The 21,741-nt window shown below is 72.4% G+C and carries 20 protein-coding genes and 1 tRNA gene; 17 read left to right on the forward strand and 4 right to left on the reverse strand.

The genetic code is table 11. The annotated features are described in order from the left end of the window. Positions 1-2,192: hypothetical protein (locus Asi03nite_RS21175; protein WP_203682163.1), on the reverse strand; the 2,192-nt coding region annotated here is incomplete at its 3' end. Between the two features lie 133 nt (positions 2,193-2,325). Further along, positions 2,326-3,987: a copper resistance CopC/CopD family protein gene (locus Asi03nite_RS21180; protein ID WP_203682164.1), complete on the reverse strand. Its 1,662-nt coding sequence runs from the start codon at positions 3,985-3,987 to the stop codon at positions 2,326-2,328. Between the two features lie 95 nt (positions 3,988-4,082). On the opposite strand from Asi03nite_RS21180, the gene Asi03nite_RS21185 reads away from it, so the two are divergent. The 6 genes from Asi03nite_RS21185 (at position 4,083) to Asi03nite_RS21210 (ending at position 9,116) form a co-directional block, all read left to right on the forward strand. Then, a complete protein-coding gene (locus Asi03nite_RS21185) occupies positions 4,083-4,631 on the forward strand; it encodes a sigma-70 family RNA polymerase sigma factor (RefSeq protein WP_203682165.1) in 549 nt (182 codons plus the stop codon). A gap of 89 nt (positions 4,632-4,720) precedes the next feature. After that, positions 4,721-5,206, forward strand: coding sequence for a MauE/DoxX family redox-associated membrane protein (locus Asi03nite_RS21190; RefSeq protein ID WP_203682166.1), 486 nt, complete (start codon positions 4,721-4,723; stop codon positions 5,204-5,206). Further along, positions 5,203-5,943, forward strand: coding sequence for a DsbA family protein (locus tag Asi03nite_RS21195; RefSeq protein WP_203682167.1), 741 nt, complete (start codon positions 5,203-5,205; stop codon positions 5,941-5,943). Before Asi03nite_RS21190 ends, Asi03nite_RS21195 begins: the two co-directional genes overlap by 4 nt. After that, a complete protein-coding gene (locus Asi03nite_RS21200; RefSeq protein WP_239102822.1) occupies positions 5,940-6,998 on the forward strand; it encodes a hypothetical protein in 1,059 nt (352 codons plus the stop codon). The genes Asi03nite_RS21195 and Asi03nite_RS21200 overlap by 4 nt, the downstream gene beginning before the upstream one ends. A gap of 40 nt (positions 6,999-7,038) precedes the next feature. After that, positions 7,039-8,376: an AAA family ATPase gene (locus tag Asi03nite_RS21205; RefSeq protein WP_203682168.1), complete on the forward strand. Its 1,338-nt coding sequence runs from the start codon at positions 7,039-7,041 to the stop codon at positions 8,374-8,376. After that, a complete protein-coding gene (locus Asi03nite_RS21210) occupies positions 8,373-9,116 on the forward strand; it encodes an HNH endonuclease family protein (RefSeq protein ID WP_203682169.1) in 744 nt (247 codons plus the stop codon). The genes Asi03nite_RS21205 and Asi03nite_RS21210 overlap by 4 nt, the downstream gene beginning before the upstream one ends. Positions 9,117-9,127: 11 nt before the next feature. Here Asi03nite_RS21210 and Asi03nite_RS21215 read toward each other — a convergent pair whose 3' ends face one another. Further along, on the reverse strand, positions 9,128-9,499 hold the full coding sequence (locus tag Asi03nite_RS21215) for an Asp23/Gls24 family envelope stress response protein (RefSeq protein WP_203682170.1): 372 nt from the start codon (positions 9,497-9,499) through the stop codon (positions 9,128-9,130). 263 nt (positions 9,500-9,762) lie between these two features. On the opposite strand from Asi03nite_RS21215, the gene Asi03nite_RS21220 reads away from it, so the two are divergent. The 3 genes from Asi03nite_RS21220 to Asi03nite_RS21230 all read left to right on the forward strand — a co-directional run bounded on the left by Asi03nite_RS21220 (position 9,763) and on the right by Asi03nite_RS21230 (position 11,178). Then, entirely contained in the window at positions 9,763-10,191 is a 429-nt protein-coding gene (locus tag Asi03nite_RS21220; protein ID WP_203682171.1) for an S-adenosylmethionine decarboxylase family protein, read from the forward strand. A gap of 21 nt (positions 10,192-10,212) precedes the next feature. Continuing rightward, positions 10,213-10,689 (forward strand): thioredoxin-dependent thiol peroxidase, encoded by a 477-nt coding sequence (bcp, locus tag Asi03nite_RS21225; RefSeq protein WP_203682172.1) that lies wholly within the window; start codon positions 10,213-10,215, stop codon positions 10,687-10,689. Positions 10,690-11,091: 402 nt separating this feature from the next. Next, positions 11,092-11,178, forward strand: a tRNA-Leu gene (locus tag Asi03nite_RS21230). Positions 11,179-11,276: 98 nt separating this feature from the next. Here Asi03nite_RS21230 and Asi03nite_RS21235 read toward each other — a convergent pair. Continuing rightward, positions 11,277-11,588 carry a hypothetical protein gene (locus Asi03nite_RS21235; RefSeq protein ID WP_203682173.1) on the reverse strand — a complete coding sequence of 104 codons (312 nt, stop codon included), beginning with the start codon at positions 11,586-11,588 and terminating at the stop codon, positions 11,277-11,279. A gap of 22 nt (positions 11,589-11,610) precedes the next feature. Here Asi03nite_RS21235 and Asi03nite_RS21240 point away from each other — a divergent pair, with 22 nt between their 5' ends. The 8 genes from Asi03nite_RS21240 (at position 11,611) to hutH (ending at position 21,683) form a co-directional block, all read left to right on the forward strand. After that, positions 11,611-12,423: an MOSC domain-containing protein gene (locus Asi03nite_RS21240; protein WP_203682174.1), complete on the forward strand. Its 813-nt coding sequence runs from the start codon at positions 11,611-11,613 to the stop codon at positions 12,421-12,423. A gap of 85 nt (positions 12,424-12,508) precedes the next feature. Further along, complete coding sequence (locus tag Asi03nite_RS21245; protein WP_203682175.1) at positions 12,509-13,444, forward strand: expansin EXLX1 family cellulose-binding protein; 936 nt, start codon at positions 12,509-12,511, stop codon at positions 13,442-13,444. A 295-nt stretch (positions 13,445-13,739) separates the two neighbouring features. After that, positions 13,740-14,684, forward strand: a complete 945-nt coding sequence (locus Asi03nite_RS21250) for a MurR/RpiR family transcriptional regulator (RefSeq protein WP_203682176.1) — start codon at positions 13,740-13,742, stop codon at positions 14,682-14,684. A 164-nt stretch (positions 14,685-14,848) separates the two neighbouring features. After that, a complete protein-coding gene (gene hutU / locus Asi03nite_RS21255) occupies positions 14,849-16,483 on the forward strand; it encodes a urocanate hydratase (RefSeq protein WP_203682177.1) in 1,635 nt (544 codons plus the stop codon). Then, positions 16,476-17,630 (forward strand): allantoate amidohydrolase, encoded by a 1,155-nt coding sequence (locus tag Asi03nite_RS21260; RefSeq protein WP_203682178.1) that lies wholly within the window; start codon positions 16,476-16,478, stop codon positions 17,628-17,630. The genes hutU and Asi03nite_RS21260 overlap by 8 nt, the downstream gene beginning before the upstream one ends. After that, on the forward strand, positions 17,627-18,928 hold the full coding sequence (locus Asi03nite_RS21265; RefSeq protein ID WP_203682179.1) for a formimidoylglutamate deiminase: 1,302 nt from the start codon (positions 17,627-17,629) through the stop codon (positions 18,926-18,928). Before Asi03nite_RS21260 ends, Asi03nite_RS21265 begins: the two co-directional genes overlap by 4 nt. Next, the gene (gene hutI, locus Asi03nite_RS21270) at positions 18,925-20,151 is read left to right on the forward strand and encodes an imidazolonepropionase (protein WP_203682180.1); all 1,227 of its coding nucleotides are present in this window, start codon (positions 18,925-18,927) and stop codon (positions 20,149-20,151) included. Before Asi03nite_RS21265 ends, hutI begins: the two co-directional genes overlap by 4 nt. Continuing rightward, positions 20,148-21,683 carry a histidine ammonia-lyase gene (gene hutH, locus Asi03nite_RS21275; protein WP_203682181.1) on the forward strand — a complete coding sequence of 512 codons (1,536 nt, stop codon included), beginning with the start codon at positions 20,148-20,150 and terminating at the stop codon, positions 21,681-21,683. The genes hutI and hutH overlap by 4 nt, the downstream gene beginning before the upstream one ends. Positions 21,684-21,741: the final 58 nt, after the last annotated feature.

Below are 21,741 nucleotides of genomic sequence, written 5' to 3' on the forward strand. Positions count from 1 at the left end.
TCGGGCTGGCCGGACTCGGGCTGGCCGGACTCGGGCTGGCCGGACTCGGGCTGGCCGGACTCGGGCTGGCCGGACTCGGGCTGGCCGGACTCGGGGTCGGCGGCCTCGGCCTCGTGGATCGACGGGCGTTGCGTCTCGGCGGCGCGGGCCGACGGGACCGGCTTGGACGGCGCGGCCGGCTGCCGGGTGGGGAACGGGACGATCGGCGACTTGGGCTCTTCCCGCTTCTCCGTCTCCGGGGCCGGCTCCTCCGTCTCGCGCTTCTGATCCTTCTCCGTCGCCGCTGCCTCTACGGCCTTCTCCTCGGCGGCCGTGGCCGTTTCCCGGTTCTCGGTCGGGAAGTCGCCGGCCGGGGCCGGCTTCGCGGTGCGGGCGGGGTCGGCGGGCCGGGCCGGCGGGCGGTCGCCGCCCGTCCTGGTCAGGCCGGAGGCGGCCCAGTCGGTGATGTTCGGGCCGGTGAGCAGGGCGACTCGCCGCGGCGCCGGGGCCGGCCATCCACCGCCTCGCCGGGTGGTACCGCCCGTCGCCCGGTCCGCCGGCTGCGGAGCGGCGCTCGGCACGGCAGCCGGGGTGGCCGGGTTGTCGTGCGGAGACGCGGCGTCGGCAGCCGCGACGGCTTTGTCCGCCAGGGCGGCGGCGTCGGACAGTGCGACAGCGTCGGCGAGAGCGTCCGCCACCGAACCCGCGCCGGCCTCGGACGCGGGCGAGCTTTCCGCGGCGGAGCCGACGGCCGGGGTCCGGCCTGCGGGCGAGGCCGGCTGGGCGTCCAGGATCAGGTCCTTCGAGGGGAGCTTGGCGGCCCGGCTCCGCGCGGCTTCGGCCAGGGCGGCAGCGGCCTGCGCTTCGGTCTGACGGGCTCGTTCCGGGGCGGTTTCGGCCACCCAGGCGCCTACCGCGGTGGCATGGAACTCCGGCAGGTCGGCCGGGGCGGGCGGGCGACGGCGGCCGGAGCGCGGCGGGGTGGCGGTCTCGTTCAACAGGTTCAGCGGCTCGCCCGGGGCGGGTGTCGGGGTGGCGGCCCGCGAGACAGCGTTGCCGGTGGCGGCGTCGGGACGGGTGGCCGGGGACGGAACCGGAAGAGCGCCGGGCACCACCGGGGTGAGGCCGCTGGGCGAGATGCCCGCGTGGGTGTCCCCATCGGCAGGCCCGGCGGAGGCGGCGGACGCGGCGGGGACGGGGGTCTCGGTCGTACCGGGAACGGGGTTCGGTTCGGCTGAGGGGCCGACGGCCGTACCGGAAGAGATGGGGGAAACCGCAAGCGAGTCTCCTCCCGCGCCCACCGAATTCCGGGGCGGCCAGGCGAATTGCGGCAACGCCGGCGGCCGGACCGGGCGGGAATCGGCCAGGGTGCGCGGGCGGTGGGCGCCTTTGCCACGGCTCGGCAGGAAGCCGCCGAACATGCCGGAGCCGGCCGGAGGGGCTGCCGGCAGCGCCGGTTGCCGGCGGAACGGCAGCGGCGTGCCGATGGCCAGCATCAGGTCCGGGACCTGGCTGGGCTCGACGACGTAGACCACCTCGCGCCGGCGGCGCGGCGTGGCCAGCACCACCACGCCGATCATCAGGAAGACCGTGCCGAGCGAGATCAGCGCCCAGGCGGCCGGGTCGAGCCAGCCGGGGCGGGCCTCGACCGCGCCGTTCAGGCGCAGTTCCCGGGCGCCCGAGGCGTTCATGACGACCAGGCTGTAGTCGCCGGTCATCGCCTTCGGGGTCCAGTGGATCGAGCCGCTGCCGGTGCGGGTCCAGAAGTCCTGGCGGCCGGGCTCGCTGGGCAGCGCGTGGCCGCCGTCGACGGGGACCGAGGTGATCGGGAGCTCGCCGGTGCCGACCTGGACGCCGCGGATCTCGGTGTACGGAACGCCGCTCAGGTAGGCGGTGACCTTGTCGGAGGGGGCCAGGCCGACGAAGGCGGGGCCGGCTTCGGTGGCCGCGGTGATCCGCAGCTCCGTGTCGCCGATACGGGCGAACGAGGCGTCGTCGCGCAGCAGACGGTCGACGTCCGGGACGACGATCGCGTACCCGGGGGCGGTGAGCCGCTGCAGTTCGGCGCTGAACGCGCCACCCTCGTCGCGGTGCCGCAGGGCGGCCCAGAGGCACCCGCCGGCGAGCAGCGCGGGCAGTCCGATCGTCAAAAGCAGCATGCCGAGGACCGGCCGGATCAGCCGCATCGTCAATTCCCCCTTCTCGGGCCCCACTGCGCGCACCATACCGAGGCAAATATCCCCAAAATGGGCAAACGAGCAGCCCGCCCTCGATAGATACGGCAAAGGCCCGATCCCATCCGGAATCGGGCCTTTCGCCGGGGAGAATCGGCCGAACAGCCGAGGGTCAGCGGATCTCGGCGGTCATCGTGAACGTGCTCTGATCGATGTCCGACGTACGCGCGGTGAACTTGAACGTCCAGTCCCCGGCCTGCGGCAACGCGATGTCGCCGATCGCGTGGAAGTCGGTGATCCGCAGCAGCGGGATGTCGATCGCCTCGATGCCCTTGGCCGGCAGCGCCGCTGTCGCCTTCCACTCGACCACCGGCAGTGGCTTGTTGTCCGGGGTGTACGCGTACAGGTGCATCGAGTTGTTCCCGACCGCCGCCGGATAGAGGTCCACCTGCAGCGACATGGTCTTGTCCGTCAGCGTCCGGGTGACCGTGGTGTCGGCTGTCGTGGTCCGCGCCGCGTCGGCGGTGCGCGGTGGCGCGATCTGCACCAGCGCCGCGGTCACGCCGAGCACCACCGCGGTGATCCCCAGCTCGGCCAGCACTACCCGGCGCAGGCCGCGCGGCGACTCCTCGGCGGCCCGCTCCTTGACCAGCTTCCGGGAGAACGCGGCCACCCCGATCACGATCGCCGCCAGCGCCACCTTGGTCAGGATCAGCCGGCCGTACGTGCTGTTGAACAGCCCGTTCAGCGTGGACACCTCGATCAGGGCCTGGACCACGCCGGCGAAGACCAGCGCGCCGACAGCGGTGAACGCCCAGCGGGACCAGATCGGCAGGATCGCGCTCAGTTCCCGGGCGTTGGCCCGGGGCAGCAGGAACGCGAAGAGCATCACCAGGCCGCCCAGCCAGACCGACATGGCGGCCAGGTGCAGCGCGTCGAGCACCACCGAGACACCGGCCACCGGGGAGGCGGTCGGGTGCCCGGTCAGCGGCCAGGTGGCCAGCGCCGCCACACCCAGGACCCCGAGCAGCGCCAGGTCCAGTTTCGACTCGCCGCCGGAACCGAGCAGCAGCGGGCGCAGCAGGAACCCGGCGGCCACCACCACGGCCAGCCGGACCAGCATCACCGCGCCGAACGTGCTGCCCAGCACGTCCCTGAGGTCGCCGACCCGGACGTCGAAGAGGCTGGTGCCCAGCGTGTACGGCGCCTGCAGCCAGAGGGCCAGCACGGTGCTGCCGGCGACCAGGCCGATGCCGGTCCAGATCAACCGGCCGGGGTCACGGCGGGACAGCCGCTGCGGCCAGAGCAGCGCCAGCACGAGCACCGGTCCGACCAGGAGCACCAGACCCGCGTACCCCAGATATTTGCCGATCGGGATGAGGGCCCGGACCAGCGGGTCCACCTTGACGTCCTCGGCGCCGTCCGCGGTGGGCGTCGCCGACGCGGCGCCCACCGAGTAGGTGATCGTGCCGGCCACCGGGTGGGTGTCCGCGGAGATCACCCGATAAGTGACCAGGTACGTCCCCCGCCCGCCCCCGGACCGCAGCGGGATCGTCACGGTCGCCCCGTCCACGGTCGGGTCGCCCTGGTCGGCGCGGGACCCGTCGGGCGCGAGCACCTGGATCTTGCCGGAGATCAGCTGAACCGACTCGCTGAACGTCAGGGTCACCTTGTTCGGGGCGTCCGGCACGATGTTGCCGTTGTTCGGATCGCTGCTGACCAGCGCGGCGTGCGCGCTGGCCGGTCCGGCCGAGAACAGCACCCCGAGCATGCCGATCAGCAGCCCGAGCAGAACGGTCGCGGCGCGGCGTCGGTCGACGGTCATGACGGCCATGCTCTCTGATCACCATCCGATCGACCACCCGCGGGTGGTCGCGGGTGGCGTACGCATGGTCCCAGACCCGGCCGGGACGCGTACGATGCCCATTCGTGACCGCTGGTGAGCAGGAGACGGACGAGACCACCGCGCTGGCGCTGGCCGCCCGCGACGGCGACCCGGTGGCACAGGCCGGTTTCGTGCGCGCCACCCAGGCCGAGGTGTGGCGGTTCACCGCCGCGCTCGTCGATCCCGGCGCTGCCGACGACCTGACCCAGGAGACGTTCCTGCGGGCGTTCCGGGCGCTGGACACCTTCGAAGGGCGGTCCACGGTGCGCACCTGGCTGCTCGGCATCGCGCGGCGGACCTGCGCCGATCACCTGCGGACCGTGGTGCGGCGGCGGAAGCTGGACGTCCGGCTGGCCGCGCAGGCCGCCACCGAGGGGCCGGCGCCCGATCCGGCGCACAGGTTGACCAGCGCCGATCTGCTGGGCCGGCTGAGCAACGAGCGGCGGACGGCGTTCGTGCTCACGCAGGTGCTCGGATTGTCGTACGCCGAAGCCGCTGAAGTGGAAAATGTCCCGGTGGGGACGATCCGCTCCCGGGTGGCCCGGGCCCGCGACGAACTGATCACCGAAGTGGCCAAGGCCCGGGCGAGCTAGGACTTATCGCCCTGTTCGTGACGTCTGCCACGGAAGACGCGATGCTCGGGAACCCAGGCTCGGTCAACTCCGTCTAACGGGGCGTGACCATGGGAACCCTCACGCGGCCGGCGGTCTGGCCGTGGATCTCCACGCTGGCCCGGCTGGGGCTGGCCGCCGTCTGGCTGGTCGCGGGCGCCACCAAGGTCGGTGACCTGGCCGAGTCGGCGCGCGCGGTGAACGCGTACCAGCTGATGTCGTACGACGTGGCCAAGGTGGTCGGCGGCGTCCAGCCGTTCCTGGAGATCGCGCTCGGCCTGCTCCTGCTGATCGGGCTGTCCACGCGGCTCACCGCGGCGATCTCCGCCGCGCTCCTGGTGATCTTCATCGCCGGGATCGTCTCGGCCTGGGCCCGCGGCCTGCGCATCGACTGCGGATGTTTCAGCTCGGGCGGCGAGCTCGGCGCCGGGCGGGACACCGCGTACGGCCTGGACTTCCTGCGTGACCTCGGTTTTCTGGCACTCTGCGGGATCCTGGTGTGGCGGCCGCGGTCCCGTTTCTCGATCGATGGCGTGCTGATGGGGGAATCGTCGTGAGCAAGGGCACTCGGGACCGGGCGCAGAAGGCGCGGCAGATCGTCGCGCAGCAGCAGGCCGCGGAGAGACGCCGCAACGTCACCATCTGGACGTCGGTGGCGGTGGTCGTGGTGCTGGTCATCGCCGGCTTCGTCGGGTACGCCACACTCTCCGGGCAGGACAAGGGCAAACTCGTCACGCCGAGCGTGGCGGTGGACGAGGGCACCGCGTTCGCGGTCGGCACCGGGCCGGTCACCGTCGACATCTACGAGGACTTCATGTGCCCCGTCTGCAACCACTTCGAGCAGCAGAGCGGCGCCACCCTCAAGCAGTACGTCTCGTCCAACAAGATCACCCTGCGGTACCACCCGGTGTCGATCCTGGACCGCGCCTCGAACGGCACGGAATACTCGACCCGTTCGGCCGGGGCCGCCGCGGCCGCCGCGGAGCAGGGCAAGTTCACCGAGCTGCACGACGTGCTCTACGCCAACCAGCCGGCCGAGGGCAGCGACGGCCTCACCAACTCCAAGATCATCGAGCTGGCGAGGTCGGTAGGTTTGACCAGTGACAAGTTTGCCGATGCGGTCCACGCCGGTACGTACGAGCCATGGGCGACGAAGGTGACCGAGACGTTCTCCGCGCGCGGTTTCACCGGCACCCCGACCATCGTGATCAACGGGACCAGGCTGACCGGGCCGGGCGACACCCCGCCCTCCAACGAGCTGGTCACCCAGACCATCGACAAGGCGGCCGGGTGAGACGGCTCCTGCTGATCCTGGCGGTGGCCGGCGCGGTGATCGCGCCGGCCACGCCCGTGTCCGCGCACGGCGGCGAGGGGGCGAACGTCACGTCGTACCGGACCACGGTCACCGGCGTCAGCAGCCCGATGGACGGCCTGTCGGTACGCGTCGTCGAGGGCGGCGCCCGGCTCGAACTGGTCAACGACACCGGGCGGCCGATCGAGGTGCTCGGCTACTCCGGCGAACCGTACCTGGAGATCCGCCCGGACGGCGTCTACCAGAACCAGTCCTCCCCCGCGACGTATGTGAACCGGACCCTCGCCGGCGAGACCCCGGTGCCGCCGGCCGCCGATGTCACCTCCGCGCCCACCTGGCAGAAAATCTCCTCCGACAGCACGGTCCGCTGGCACGACCAGCGCACGCACTGGCTCGGGACGGCTCGCCCGCCGCAGGCGGTGGCCGACCCCGATCACGCGCATCGGCTGCGGGACTGGGCGGTGCCGCTGCGCGACCAGGTGCGGGTCTTCGAGATCCGGGGCACGCTCGACTACGAGCCGCCGCCGGTGACCTGGGCCTGGTGGGCCGGGGCTGTCCTGGCGGGCCTGCTCCTGACCGCCCTGCTCCGCTGGTGGCCGCGGTTGGTGGCGCCGCTCGCGCTGATCGCCGGCCTGTCCGTTCTTGTGTACGCGGTGACGCGCGGCCTGGACGGCGCGGGCTGGTCCGGAGTCCTGCTGGTGACCGGCGCCCTGGCCCTCGGCGCGGCGTGGCGGCACCCGCCGTTCTACCTGGCCCTCGCCGGCTTCGTGGTGGCCGCGTTCGCCGGTTTCGCCAGCTCCGACGCCTTCCTCGCGGCGGTCGTGCCGGCGGTGGGCCCCGGCTGGCTGGCCCGCGCCTGCGTCGCGCTGACCATCGCGGCCGGCGCCGCGCTGGCGATGACCGGCCTGCTCCGGATGCGCGCCGCCGTCCCGGCCACGCCGCGGCCATCCCCCGCCGAGACGGTGCCGGGCGACCAGCGCCGGCAGGCGCCGCCTGGGCCGCGCCGGAGCCCGGGTGATCCACGCGACAGACGCTAGGGTGTTCTGAACGTCGCCCGGTAGGTCCTGGGAGGAATCGGTGTATCTCCACCGCCTGCGTGTCAGCGGTGTGCGCGGTTTCCACGGCAGGCACGAGGTCGATCTCGGGTTCGACCTCGCGCCGGCTGACGGCGCAGGCAACCGCTACCCGGGATTCGTCGTCATAGCCGGGCGGAACGGATCAGGAAAGACGACGCTCCTCCGCGCCGCCGCGACCGTCCTGGCCGGTCCGGTGGTGTCCAACATCCTGACCGAAGGCGTCCGAGCCTGGGTCACACACGGAGCTTCGATCGCGGTGGCTCACGGCGAGGTCCAACCCTCCGGCGACGAGCTCGACGTGACAACACGCCGGTTCGACGCCCGGCTGAGGTGGGACCCGGCCGAGGGGCCGGTCACCCGGCCACACATCGACTGGCCGAGCGCTCCCGGGCAGCACGAACCCACCACACTTGCTGCCGAGCACTCTCCCTGGACACCTCATCCGCGAGGGTGGTTCTCCGCCGGCTACGGGCCGTTCCGGCGCTTGGCCGGGACCAGCGGCGAGGTCGCACGCCTGATGGCCGGAGATTGGACAGTCGCGAGATTCGCCACACTGTTCCGGGAAGAGGCCTCCCTCGCCGAGACCGTCCCGTGGCTGCAGCAGATCAACTACCGCGCCCATTCCGGGCAGACGCGTTACGCACAGCTGGAGGAACGCTTCTTCGCGCTGCTCAACGACGGGCTGTTCCCCGACGGGCACACCGTCGACCGGGTGGATCCGGACGGGTTGTGGATCGGCCGGGGACTCGGCGCGCCCGTCCAGATCGATGAGATGAGTGACGGCTACCGCAGCGTCGGGGCTCTGATCACCGACATCGTGCGGCAGATCGATTCCTGTTTCAACGGAGCGATCCCGTGGGCGGCCGACGGCAGTCCGAGAGTCCTGTGCTCCGGCGTCGTCCTGATCGACGAGATCGATGCCCACCTGCATGTATCGTGGCAGAAGCGGATCGGGCCGTGGCTGCGCGAGCACTTTCCGAACATCCAGTTCATCGTGACCACTCACAGTCCGTACATCTGCCAGAGCGCCTCCCCCGGTGGCCTCATCCAGCTTCCCGGGCCGAACGACGACTTTGCCCCCAGGGTGGTCCCCGACGATCTCTATCGGCGAGTGGTCAACGGCAGCGCCGACGACGCCGTGCTCACCGAGCTGTTCGGTCTCGAGTCGCCCTACTCGCAGCGCGTCGACCAGCTCCGCGCCGAGCTGACCCGCCTCGAACGACTGGCGATCCGTGGTGAGGCCCAGGCCGGCGACATGGAAAGGCTCACCGACATCAGTGAGGAGTTGTCGCCCTCCCCCGGCAGCCGGGTCCGCGACGTCCTCGGTGGGGACGCGTGATTCCTTTTGTCCGCCGGCCACTGCCGGCCGGTCTGTCAGCCACGCTCACCGCCAGGACAGCCGAGCTCCGCGGCAGCGCCAACCCGTACGAGGACGCCCGGAAGGCGTGGAAGGCCGCCGGTCCGATCCGCCGCGGCCTGAAGCGGCACCTGTGCACGGCCTGCGCCAGGCCCGCCTTCTGCATGTACTGCCACGAGAGCCGGGGCACGGACGTCGACCACTACGAGCCGATCAAGCGGCGGCCACTGCGCGCCTTCGACTGGCACAACCACCTCCTGGCCTGCTCCTGCTGCAACCAGCAGGCCAAGCAGGAGATTTTTCCGGTCGATCCGGCAGGGCGACCGCTACTGCTCGATCCGGCGGCCGACGACTCGGCCGATCACATGACGCTGGCGTCGACCGGGGAGTTCATCGACCTGACGCCCCGCGGGGCGGAGACGATCGCCGTGCTCGGCCTGAACAGGCGGGGCGAACTCGTTCAGGCTCGGTACCGCTCCTGGCGGGGCGTGATCCGGGTGTTCGAGCAGGCCGCCCGGAACGGAGACCTGCTCAGCCCGGACGATCTGGAGGACCTGCGGTTCCTGCCGGTCGTCGAGGCGTTTCACCACTTCGCCCATGACATCGCGGCCGGGCGGCTACCGCGGAAAGGCGTACGGCCGGGGATCGTGTCGTACGCACAGCAGAACCTGGCGGTGGTCAGCGGCGTCTTCGCCGCGTGTCGCCTGAAGCGCCTCGGCTGACTTTCCGGCGGTCAGCCGATCGCGATGTCGTCCACGTTCACGTTCACGGCGAGGACGCGCAGGCCGTAGCTCTCCACCGCCTCGGTGACCTTGGTCTGCACGGCGCTGGTCACCTCGGCGACCACGGTGCCGGGGGCCAGCACGACCACCATGTTGACGGTCACCGTTCCCTCCTTGACCTCGGCGGACACGCCGCGGCTGGCGTCGCCGACGGTGTCCAGGCCGACCTTGTCGAGCACGCTGTTGAAGAAGCGCGCGACGTCGCCGCCCAGGTCCGCGACGCCGGGGACGCCTCGGGCGGCCGCGGCGGCGATCTTCTCGACCACCTCGCCGGAGACGGTGATGGTGCCGTTCGCCGTGGTGCCGCCAGTGGGTTCGGTCATGGCCCTGTTCTCCGCTTCTCGGCGCAGTTCCGCTGCTTCGCCGGGGACTGTACTGAAGATCAGCGGCGGCTCGCCAGACCGGTATCCGACTGTCCGGAGCGGCACACACGGAATCGCACCGTCCATCGTGGCCGGAATGCGGAAAACGGTGCTGCCGCGGCCCGCCGAAACGGATTCCCCACCCCACTGCGACCTGGGAAAACGTGGCACGTTCCATTCTCCGCCGAGCCGGTAACGTCGATTCAACAGGCTCGGGAGGCGTCATGGAGAATGACCACTACGGCGATGAGCTGACCCTCCGGTTGTCCGGCATCGCCGACATCACCGCGCTCGACGACGATCTGGCCTTGACAACCTTCATGCGGGACCTGGTGACCCGGATCGGCATGACGGTGATCGCCGGGCCGCTGGTCGCCACCGAGGGCGGCCCGCCGGAGAAGGCGGGCAAGTCGGCAGTGGTGATCCTGGCCGAGTCGCACGCCGCCGTCCACACCTATCCGCACCTGCGGGAGGTCTTCGTCAACGTGTTCTCCTGCAAGCCGTTCCGCGAGGCCGACGTGCTCGCCGAGTTCCGCCGGCTGGTCGGCGGCTTCGAGATCACCGAGCACACGCTGCGCCGCCGGGGTGAGGAGTGGCCGCGGGATCCGGTCGCCGCCGGGAGTCTCTGGAGCGCCCGCCGGATAGGCGCCTGACCCGGCACTATCGTCGGTGCCATGACTGAGAACGTGCGTCTGAGCGCCGGCGACGCCGCGCCCGGCTTCACCCTTCCCACCGACACCGGCGAGAGCCTCTCGCTCTCCGACCTGCGCGGGCGCAAAGTGGTGCTGTACGCGTACCCGGCCGCCATGACGCCCGGCTGCACCAAGCAGGCCTGCGACTTCCGTGACTCGCTGGCGTCGCTGCAGGCGGCCGGGTACGAGGTGGTCGGCATCTCACCCGACAAGCCGGCCAAGCTGGCCACGTTCCGCGAACGTGACGCCATCACGTTCCCGCTGGTCAGCGACGAGGACAAGAGCGTGCTGACGGCGTACGGCGCCTTCGGCGAGAAGCAGCTCTACGGCAAGACGGTGACCGGCGTGATCCGATCCACCTTCGTCATCGACGAGAACGGCGCCGTCGAGCGGGCTCTCTACAACGTCAAGGCCACCGGGCACGTCGCGAAGCTGCGCCGTGACCTGGGCCTGGACTGACCGCTTCCGAACTGCGGAAAATCCACAAGTCCGGGTCCGGCCCGCCGATCAGGAGAGCACTTCGCCCCGGCGGGCGGTTCCCGGACTCACGGCGGCCGTCATGCGGTACCAACCCGCAAGGCGGCCGCCGTGCACGAACCCCATCGCTTCCGGCACGCACAGCCGGACGCGATGCCGGCGAGCCGCCGCGCCGCGCGCTCCCCGGCTGGTCCTGAGGGGTGCCTCAAGGCGTTCGAGACGCCTCCGGGGGCCGGCCGTACTGCCTCGGCTGGAGTTGAGGGGCGCCTTGAAGGTGTTCGAGGCGCCTCTGGGAGGTCGGCGGGCAGCCGGCACCGAGACGCCATCGGTCGAGGGAAACGTCTAGACTCTGCGCAACGCTTTGCCTCTGCGAGGGCGAAACGGGCGGGAGTGGCGAAATTGGCAGCCGCGCGGGTTTTAGGTGCCCGTGCCCGAGAGGGCGTGAGGGTTCGAGTCCCTTCTCCCGCACCAGATGGCCGGTGAGGCCGGCCCGCCGCCGTTCCGGTCGCGCCGGCCGGTCAGCCTGTCACGGACCCGGCGGAGGCCGGGGCACGGCGCGAGCGCGCCGATCAGCCGCAGTCGCGGGCCACCGAGTGGTGTGTGACGCTCAGCTCGCGCTCGATCAGATAGTCGTCGTCCTCCGGGTAGAAGACCGCCCGGTCGATGTCCTCGCCGGCGAAGCCCCGGATCACCTCGGCCGACTCCCACCAGCTCACCGTGCTCACCTCGGAACGGCCGTCGCCGAGGTCCCGCGTCCACATCTGGGCGCCGAGGTCCCCGGGGGTCGCCCGGTACGCCGCCAGACCGGTTCGTTCGATGTACGCCACGTACGCCTCCGCCTGGTCGGTGCGCACCCATCCCCGCCACATCCGCGCGATCACCCGCCCAGCCTAGGCTGGAGGCATGCGGATCGCCGAGCTGCACTCGTACCCGGTGAAGGGTTGCCACCGCCTCGATCACGACGAGGCCCGGGTGGAACCGTGGGGCCTGGCAGGCGATCGACGATGGATGATGGTCGACGCGGACGGGGTGGGCATCACCCAGCGGGACACCGCCCGGCTGACGCGGCTGACCGTCCGGCACCGGCCCGGCGGTCTCCGGCTGACCGCTCCTGACCTGCCCGGTCTCGACCTGGACGAGCCGGTCGACGGGCCGAAGGTCGTCGTGCGGGTGTTCCGCAACAAACCTGAGCTTCCCGCGCGTGTCGCGGAGTCCGAGTGGAGCAGCGCGTTCCTCGGCCGGGACGCGCGACTGGTCTGGCAGTCCGACCCGACCAGCCGGACCATCCCGGAGCACGCCACACCTGACGACCGGGTCAGCTTCGCCGACGGCTACCCGCTGCTGCTGGCCAGCACGGCGTCGCTGGACGCGGTGAACGACTGGCTGGTGGAGGGCGGCGACGAGCCGGTCCCCATGCACCGGTTCCGTCCGAATCTGGTGGTCACCGGCGCGCCGGCCTGGGCCGAGGACGGCTGGCTGGGCCGGCGGCTGCGGATCGGCGAGCTGACGTTCCGCGTGGCCAAGCATTGCGCCCGGTGCCGCGTGACCACTGTCGATCAGGAGACCGGGGAGATCGGGCGGCAGCCGCTGAAGGTGCTGGGGCTGCACCGGCGCATCGACGGCGGCTTGATGTTCGCGGTCAACCTGATCCCGGATCTGGCGGCGGGCGACACCGGGCTGTTGCGGATCGGGGACACGGTGGCGCCACTGGAGTGACAAGCCACTCGATAGCGGTATCGGTGTCTTAGAAGTCTCTTAGATGGTTTGCCGCGAGCGCCCGGCCCCACCAGTATCGCTGGGCGTGAGTGCTCATCGACGCCCGTTCCCGACCCGCTGGCTCGCCGCCGGCGGCGCCGCGGTCCTCGCCGGCATCGTCGGCGTGGCGATGCTGCTGCAGACCGGCGGCTCGGCCTGCGCCGCGCCGCCGAGCACGAGCAGCAAGTCCGGCAAGGCCACCTTCTACGACCTGGCCGGCTCGTCCGGCAACTGCTCGTTCGAGGTGCCCGCCGACGACCTGTACGTGGCGCTCGGCCCGGACCAGTATGCCGAGGGCGCCTCCTGCGGCGCCTATCTGGACGTCACCGGCCCGAAGGGCGCCGTCCGGGTCAAGGTCTTCGACTCCTGCCCGGAGTGCGAGACCGGCCACCTGGACCTCAGCCGCACCGCGTTCCAGAAGATCGGCAACGAGGTGGCCGGCATCATCTCCGTCAAGTACAAGCTGGTCACCAACCCGTCGGTGCCGGGCCCGGTGACCGTCCGGATCAAGGAGGGCGCGTCGCGGTACTGGTTCGCGGCGCGCATCGACAACCACGCCAACCCGCTCTCCTCGGTCCAGGTCGCCGGGCCGGGCGGCACGTTCCGGACCGCACACCGCACGGACTACAACTACTGGCTGGTCGACAGCGGCGCGGGCGCCGGGCCGTACCGGATCCGGACCACCGACGTCCACGGCAACAGCACCACGCTCTCCGGCATCCGGATGAGGCCGGGAGTGGTGCAGAAGACCTCGACCTCGGTCTCCGGCAAGTCCACCACGGTCACCCAGAAGAGCACCGTCGCCGCGTCGAAGACCACGTCGTCGTCGCCCGCCGCGAAGAAGTCCGTCTCCGCCTCGCCCGGCGTCTCCGCGCCGGCGTCCTCGGTGGCCCCGCTGCCCGAATCGGCCGCCGCCGTTCCGGGCACCACCGGGGACGCTCCACTCGCGGTCGCGGATCCGGAACCGGCGAGCTGCGGCTAGCCGAAACAGCGAAGGCACAGGCGGCGGCGTCCGGGTCCGACCCGGACGCCGCCGCCCGCTTCTTGTCGGCCATGGGTGGTTGCGGCACAGGCGATGACCTCATTTCGGCACGAACCGCATGTGCACAACCTGTGGAAAACCTGCGCCCTCAGGTCACGCGACCATAGGTGGCCAGTCTGCGCAACGACCGGATCTTCGTGAGGCCGGTGGTCGGCGCGACGACTATCGCGGATCGCTCCGGTCAGGTGGGCTGGGGTGCTGGTGTCGTGAAAGTTTTTATGCATAAGCTGTCACCGTGAATGACGGAGTGGTCAGAACGGCTGAGCGCGTGCTGGACCTCTTCCACGGGGCGCGGCTGACGCCGACCCAGCGGCGGATCGCGCACAGCCTGGTCGAGCATGCCGCTACGGCGGCGTTCCTCTCCGCGGCGGAGGTGGCCGAGCTGGCCGGGGTGAGCCAGCCGTCGGTAACCCGGTTCGCGATGGCGCTCGGCTACTCCGGATATCCGGCGCTCCGGCGGGAGCTGCGCACGCTGGCCTCGGACTCGCCCAGCGAGCCGGCCGGGGGGAACTCGATGCAGCGCGCGGTGCTGGCGGAGACCGAGCATCTGCGGCGGCTCGCGGACGACCTGCAGCGGCTGGACGACGTGCGGCGGGCCGCGCGCCTCCTGGTGGGCGCGGAAGGGGACTCTCCGCACGGCCGGGACCGTGCGGGCGGCAACGGCGAGGACAGCGGCGGGCCGGCCGGCGACGGCTCGGGCGGCGGGCCGGGCTGGCGGCGACCGCTGCCGGTGTTGGGGCTGCGGGCGGCGGCGCCCCTCGCGGCGTACTTCGGGTACTTCGCGGCGAAGGTCTTTCCGGACGTCCGGGTGCTGGACACCGGCGGGACCGGGCTGCACGACCGGCTGGATCAGGCCCGCGCGGCCGGCGCCGGTGCCATGCTGGCGATCGTGCTGCCGCGTTATCCACGCGAGTCGGTCGAGGCGGTCCGGGAGGCGAAGGCCGCGGGGTACGCCGTGGTGGCGATCACCGACTCGGCGGTGAGCCCGGTGTCCGGGACGGCCGACGTGGTGCTGCCCGCCGCGGTCGGTACGCAGCTCGTCTTCGACCTGCACACCGGGCCGATGGCGATGGCCATGGTGCTGCTGGAGGCGATGTGCGACGCCGCGCCCGAACCGGTGCAGCGGCGGCTGGAGGAGTTCGAGGCGTCCGCCACCCGGCGGAACATCTTCGTGGCATGAGCCCGGCAAGGGCATGACCCCGGCAAGGGGCATGAGCCCGGCAAGGGCATGACCCCGCCAGGGGTGCGGAGACCAGCACGTATGTCGGTCCGGCGGGAACGCGGGGCCAGCGAAGACGTGGACCAGCGATGAGACCGGCGTAGGGACGACGGAAGGAAGAGACGATGGATCAGGTCCGAGCCCCGCGCGGTACCTCGTACACCGCAAAGGGTTGGCCGCAGGAAGCGGCCAAGCGCATGCTGCTCAACAACCTCGACCCGGACGTGGCCGAAAGGCCACAAGATCTTGTGGTGTACGGCGGAACCGGCCGGGCCGCCCGCGACTGGCCCTCCTTCCACGCGATCGTCCGCGAGCTGGACCAGCTCCGGGGCGACGAGACCCTGCTGGTGCAATCCGGCAAACCGGTAGGCGTCCTGCGCACCCACGAGTGGGCCCCGCGGGTGCTGATCGCCAACTCGAACCTGGTCGGCGACTGGGCCACCTGGCCGGAGTTCCGCAGGCTGGAGCAGCTCGGCCTGACCATGTACGGACAGATGACCGCCGGCTCCTGGATCTACATCGGGACACAGGGGATCCTGCAGGGCACCTACGAGACGTTCGCGGCGGTGGCCGCCAAGCGGTTCGGCGGGGAGCTGGCCGGGACGCTGACCCTGACCGGCGGGTGCGGCGGCATGGGCGGCGCGCAGCCGCTGGCGGTGACCATGAACGGCGGCGTCTGCCTGATCGTGGACGTGGACCGGACCCGGCTGCAGCGCCGCGTCGACACCCGCTACCTCGACGTGATCGCCGACGACCTGGACGACGCGGTGAGCCGGGCGCTGGCCGCGAAGGCCGGGCGGAAGGCGCTCTCCATAGGCGTCGTCGGCAACGCCGCCCTGGTCTTCCCGGAGCTGCTGACCCGCGGCGTCGAGATCGACATCGTCACCGACCAGACCAGCGCGCACGACCCGCTCTCCTACGTGCCGGTGGGGGTCGAGCTCGCGGACGCCGCCGAGTACGCGCGGACCAAGCCGGAGGAGTACACCGACCGGGCCCGCGCCAGCATGGCGAAGCAGGTCGCCGCGATGGTCGGCTTCCTGGACGCCGGCGCGGAGGTCTTCGACTACGGCAACTCGATCCGCGGTGAGGCGCAGCTGGCCGGGTACCAGCGGGCGTTCGCGTTCCCGGGGTTCGTGCCGGCCTACATCCGGCCGCTGTTCGCCGAGGGCAAGGGGCCGTTCCGCTGGGCGGCGCTCTCCGGCGACCCGGCCGACATCGCCGCCACCGACCGGGCGGTGCTCGACCTCTTCCCGGAGAACGAGCCGCTCGCCCGGTGGATCCGGATGGCCGGCGAGCGGGTCGCGTTCCAGGGGCTGCCGGCGCGGATCTGCTGGCTCGGGTACGGCGAGCGGGACCGGGCCGGAGGCCGGTTCAACGACATGGTGGCGCGCGGCGAGCTCTCCGCGCCGATCGTGATCGGCCGTGACCATCTGGACTCGGGGTCGGTGGCGTCGCCGTACCGGGAGACCGAGGCGATGCTCGACGGGTCGGACGCGATCGCCGACTGGCCGCTGCTGAACGCGCTGGTCAACACGGCGTCCGGGGCGAGCTGGGTGTCCATCCACCACGGCGGCGGGGTGGGCATCGGACGCAGCATCCACGCCGGCCAGGTGTGCGTGGCCGACGGGACCCGGCTGGCCGGGCAGAAGATCGAGCGGGTGCTGACCAACGACCCGGCGACGGGCGTGCTGCGCCACGTGGACGCAGGGTACGAATCCGCGTCCGCGTCCGGCGTGCGCATCCCGATGCGCGATGAGTGACTTCGCGGCCCTGTGGGCCGAGATCGCGGGGGTCGGCCGGGCGCCGGGCGGGGGCTATCTGCGGTACGCCCTGACGCCGCCGGAGCTGGCCCTGCGCGACTGGTTCCGGGCACAGGCCGGGCGGCGCGGGATGGCAGTGACCGAGGACGGCAACGGGAACCTGTTCGCCTGGTGCTCGGAGCCGTGGGCCGGCGGGACCGTGCTGACCGGGTCGCACTTCGACTCCGTACCGCACGGGGGTGGTTTCGACGGTCCTCTGGGGATCGTCAGCGCTTTCCTCGCGCTGGATCGCATCGGCTACCACCGGAAGGTCGGTATCGGCGCGTTCGTCGAGGAGGAGGGCGGACGTTTCGGCGTACCGTGTCTGGGTTCCCGGCTTCTGACCGGCGCGATCGCGCCGGACCGGGCCGCGGCGCTGCGTGACCGCGACGGAGTGACCTTCGGCGAGGCGCTCGGCGCGGCGCCGGCCGGGCACCTGCCACAGATCACCAGGCTCAGCGCCTTCGTCGAGCTGCACATCGAGCAGGGCCGGGCCCTGACGACGCCGATCGGGGTGGCCAGCGCGATCTGGCCGCACGGCCGCTGGCGGATGGAGTTCACCGGGGCCGGCGACCACGCCGGCACCACCCGGATGACCGACCGCCGCGACCCGATGCTCACCTTCGCCCACACCGTGCTGGCCGCGAACGCCGAGGCCCGCCTGATCGGGGCGCACGCCACCATGGGCCGGGTGGAGGCCGAGCCGAACGCCACGAACGCCATCCCGTCGCTGGTCCGCGGCTGGCTGGACGCACGGGCCGCGGACACCGGCACGCTGGACCGGCTGCTGGAGGCGGTGATCAAGCAGGCCACCGAGCGGGCCGGGCGGGACGGCACCGAGCTCTCGGTGGTGGCCGAGTCGGTGACCGCCGAGGTGGCCTTCGACACCGAGCTGGCCCGGCGGCTGTCGGCGCTGCTCGGGGACGCGCCGATCCTGCCCACCGGGGCCGGGCACGACGCCGGGGTGCTGTCGGCGCACCTGCCGACGGCGATGCTCTTCGTCCGCAATCCGACAGGCGTGTCGCACGCGCCCGCGGAGGAGGCCGGCGTCGCCGACTGCGAGGCCGGGGTGGCCGCGCTGGCCCGCGTTCTGGAGGCGCTGACATGACCATCTACCTGGCCGAATACGCCTGGGTCGGCGGGCGTGTCGAGCGCGACGTCCGGATCGAGGAGGAAGCCGGGCGCTTCTCCGGCGTCGAGATCGGGACGACGGACCGCTCCGGCACGAGGCTGGCCGGCCTGGTGCTCCCCGGATTCGCCAACGCCCACTCCCACGCCTTCCACCGGGCGCTGCGCGGCCGCACCCACCACGACCGGGGCGGTTTCTGGACCTGGCGCGACCTGATGTACCGGGTGGCCGGCCGCCTCGACCCGGACAACTACTTCGCCCTGGCCCGCGCGGTCTACGGCGAGATGGCGCTGGCCGGCGTCACCTGCGTCGGCGAGTTCCACTACCTGCACCACGGCCCGGACGGCAGGCCCTACGCCGACCCCAACGCGATGGGCCACGCCCTGATCGAGGCGGCCCGTGCGGCGGGCATCCGGATCACCCTGCTGGACGCCGTCTACCTGACCTCCAGCGTCGACGGGAAGCCCCTGGAGGGGGTGCAGCGGCGGTTCGGCGACGGTGGCTACGAGGGCTGGCACGCGCGCTTCGAGCGGCTGCGCGACGGCGACGGCGCCCGGATCGGCGCGGCCCTGCACTCGGTACGCGCGGCTCCGGTGGACGGCATGGCGACATTCACGCACCGCACCGACGGGCTGCCGGTCCACGTGCACCTCTCCGAGCAGCCCGCCGAGAACGAGCAGTGCCGGGCCGTGCACGGTTGTTCGCCCGCCGAGCTGCTCGACTCGATGGGCGTCTGGCAGTCGATGACCACGGCGGTGCACGCCACCCATCTGACCGGATCCGATCAGGGGCTGCTGGCCGGCGGGCACGTCTGCCTCTGTCCGACCACCGAGCGGGACCTGGCCGACGGCATCGGCCCGGCGCGGGCGCTCGCGGACGCCGGCGCCACGCTGACCCTGGGCAGCGACAGCCACGCGGTGATCGACCTGTTCGAGGAGGCCCGCGGCGTGGAGCTGGACGAACGCCTGGCCACCCGGCGGCGCGGGCACTTCGGGGCGGCCGAGCTGATCGGCGCGGCCACCCGGGCCGGGCACGCGTCACTCGGCTGGCCGGACGCCGGGGAGATCGCCGTGGGGCGGCGGGCCGACCTGGTCGCGGTGTCGCTGTCCAGTCCGCGGACCGCCGGCGTCGACCCGGAGGGGCTGGTCTTCGCGGCGACCGCTGCCGACGTGACAGACGTGATCGCCGGCGGGCGCCCGGTGGTCGCTGCGGGGCGGCACCTGTCGATGGACGTTCCGGCCGCCCTGCGCACGGCGATCGCGGCGGTGCTGGCATGAGCCTGCTGATCACGAACATCGGCGAGCTGTTCACCAACGACTCCCACGCGCGGAGCCTGCCGGCCAGCGCCGCGGTGGTGCTGGACGGCGAGCGGATCGCCTGGGTCGGGGCGGCCGCCGACGCCCCGGCCGCCGACGAGCGGATCGACGCGGACGGCGCGGCGGTGCTGCCCGGGTTCGTGGACAGCCACGCGCACCTGATGTTCGCCGGGGACCGGGCCGCCGAATTCGGCGCGCGGATGGCCGGTGAGCCGTACACCGGAGGCGGGATCCGGACCACTGTCGGCGCCACCCGCGCCGCGAGCGACGAGGAGCTCCGCGGCAATGCGCGGCGCCTGGTCCGCGAGGCGCTGCGGCAGGGCTCCACCACCATCGAGATCAAGTCGGGGTACGGCCTGAACGTGCCGGACGAGGCGCGGTCGCTGCGGATCGCGTCGGAATTCACAGCCGAGACCACGTTCCTCGGGGCGCACGTGGTGCCGGCCGAGTTCCGGGACCGCCCGGACGACTACGTCGCCCTGGTCTGCGGGCCGATGCTGGCGCTGGCCGCGCCGCACGCCAGGTGGGTGGACGCGTTCGTCGAGCGGGGCGCCTTCGACGAGGACCAGGCCCGCGCGATCCTGTCCTGCGGCAAGGAGCGGGGCCTCGGCGTGCGGGTGCACGGCAACCAGCTCGCCCCGGGACCGGGCGTGCGGCTGGCCGTCGAGCTCGGCGCGGCCAGCGTGGACCACTGCACACACCTGAGCGACGCGGACCTGGCGGCGCTGACCTCGACGAGGGTGGAGTGCATGTGCCACGACGGCTGGGACACCACGGTGGCCACGCTGCTGCCGGGCGCGGAGTTCTCCACCCGGTCGCCCTATCCGGACGCCCGGCGCCTGATCGACGCGGGGGCGACCGTGGCGCTGGCGACCGACTGCAACCCCGGGTCGTCGTACACCTCGTCGATGTCGTTCTGCATCGCTCTCGCGGTCCGCGAGATGCGGATGACCCCGGCCGAGGCGGTCCGCGCCGCGACCCTGGGCGGCGCGCGGGCCCTGCGCCGCGACGACATCGGGGTGATCCGCCCCGGCGCGCGCGCCGACCTGCTGATCCTCGACGCCCCCTCGCACCTGCACCTGGCCTACCGGCCGGGCGTCCCGTTGATCCGCACCGTGATCGAAGCCGGCCGCGCCGTCTTCACCACCGATTCATCCAGTACGCCCGACGGAGTGCCACAATGACCGTTATTGTTCAGCCCACTGGGATCGACCCCGCCGACGTCCTCGCCGTGGCGCGCGGCAACGCGCCGGTCGAGCTCTCTCCCGCCGCCGTCGAGGCGATGGCCACCAGCCGCGCCATCGTGGACGGCATCGAAGCCTCCGGCCGTCCGGTCTACGGGGTCTCCACCGGTTTCGGCGCGCTCGCCAGCACCTCGATCGAGCCGGAACGCCGGGCCGAGCTGCAGCACGCGCTGATCCGCTCGCACGCCGCCGGGGTCGGCGCGCCGATGCCCCGCGAAGTGGTGCGCGCGATGATGCTGCTGCGGGTGCGCTCGCTCGCGATGGGCCGGTCCGGGGTGCGGCCGGCGCTCGCCCAGGGCCTGGTCGACCTGCTCAACCACGACATCACCCCGTGGGTGCCGGAGCACGGCTCGCTGGGCGCCTCGGGCGACCTGGCGCCGCTCGCGCACTGCGCGATCGTGCTGCTCGGTGAGGGCTGGGTGCTGGGCAAGGACGGCGCCCGGATGAGCGCCGCCGAGGCGCTGCACGCGGCCGGGCTGCGCCCGCTGGAGCTGGCCGCCAAGGAGGGGCTGGCGCTGATCAACGGCACCGACGGGATGCTCGGCATGCTGCTGCTGGCCATCGCGGACGCGGCGCACCTGTTCACCATGGCCGACGTGACCGCGGCGCTGGCCACCGAGGCGATGCTCGGCTCGGAACGGCCGTTCCTGCCCGAGCTGCACGCGATCCGGCCGCATCCGGGTCAGGCGGCGTCCGCCGCGAACATCCTGCGCCTGCTGCAGGACTCCGCCATCATGGACTCGCACCGGCACGATCTGGCGCACGCGGTGCAGGACGCCTACTCGATCCGCTGCGCGCCCCAGGTCGCCGGGGCGGCGCGGGACACCCTCGATTTCGTCCGGACCACCGCCGCCCGCGAACTCGTCTCGGTGGTGGACAACCCGGTCGTGCTGCCGGACGGCCGGGTCGAGTCGACGGGCAACTTCCACGGCGCCCCGCTCGGGTTCGCCGCCGACTTCCTGGCCATCGCCGCGGCCGAGGTGGGCGCGATCGCCGAGCGCCGCGTGGACCGGCTGCTCGACGTGACCCGCAGCCGCGACCTGCCGCCGTTCCTCTCCCCGGACGCCGGGGTCAACTCGGGACTGATGATCGCCCAGTACACCGCTGCCGGCATCGTGGCGGAGAACCGCCGCCTGGCCGGACCGGCGTCCGTCGACTCGCTGCCGACCAGCGGCATGCAGGAGGACCACGTGTCGATGGGCTGGGCGGCCACCAAGAAGCTGCGCACCGTCCTGGACAACCTGACCAGCCTGCTCGCGGTCGAGCTACTCGCCGCGGTGCGCGGCCTGCAGCTGCGCCTCCCGATCACGCCGTCCCCGGCCGGGCGGGCCGCGATCGCCGCGGTGGAGCCGTTCGCCGGACAGCCGGGGCCGGACGTCTTCCTGGCGCCGGTCCTGGAACAGACCCGGGCGGTGATCTCCGGGCCGGGCCTGCGCGCGACGATCGAGGCCGCGACCGCTCCGCTCAGCTGATTCCCCGGCTCACCCCGACGCCCGCCCGCCGGTCTCCCGGCGCCCCGACGCCCGGCGC

The organism is Actinoplanes siamensis (assembly GCF_016862395.1).
Lineage (GTDB): Bacteria > Actinomycetota > Actinomycetes > Mycobacteriales > Micromonosporaceae > Actinoplanes > Actinoplanes siamensis.

Coding starts and splice junctions, on each gene's coding strand:
- Asi03nite_RS21180 (WP_203682164.1), bottom strand. CDS start 3,987: ATGGCCGTCATGACCGTCGACCGACGCCGCGCCGCGACCGTTCTGCTC.
- Asi03nite_RS21190 (WP_203682166.1), top strand. CDS start 4,721: ATGGGAACCCTCACGCGGCCGGCGGTCTGGCCGTGGATCTCCACGCTG.
- Asi03nite_RS21215 (WP_203682170.1), bottom strand. CDS start 9,499: ATGACCGAACCCACTGGCGGCACCACGGCGAACGGCACCATCACCGTC.
- Asi03nite_RS21220 (WP_203682171.1), top strand. CDS start 9,763: ATGGAGAATGACCACTACGGCGATGAGCTGACCCTCCGGTTGTCCGGC.
- bcp (WP_203682172.1), top strand. CDS start 10,213: ATGACTGAGAACGTGCGTCTGAGCGCCGGCGACGCCGCGCCCGGCTTC.
- Asi03nite_RS21240 (WP_203682174.1), top strand. CDS start 11,611: ATGCGGATCGCCGAGCTGCACTCGTACCCGGTGAAGGGTTGCCACCGC.
- hutU (WP_203682177.1), top strand. CDS start 14,849: ATGGATCAGGTCCGAGCCCCGCGCGGTACCTCGTACACCGCAAAGGGT.
- Asi03nite_RS21260 (WP_203682178.1), top strand. CDS start 16,476: ATGAGTGACTTCGCGGCCCTGTGGGCCGAGATCGCGGGGGTCGGCCGG.
- Asi03nite_RS21265 (WP_203682179.1), top strand. CDS start 17,627: ATGACCATCTACCTGGCCGAATACGCCTGGGTCGGCGGGCGTGTCGAG.
- hutI (WP_203682180.1), top strand. CDS start 18,925: ATGAGCCTGCTGATCACGAACATCGGCGAGCTGTTCACCAACGACTCC.
- hutH (WP_203682181.1), top strand. CDS start 20,148: ATGACCGTTATTGTTCAGCCCACTGGGATCGACCCCGCCGACGTCCTC.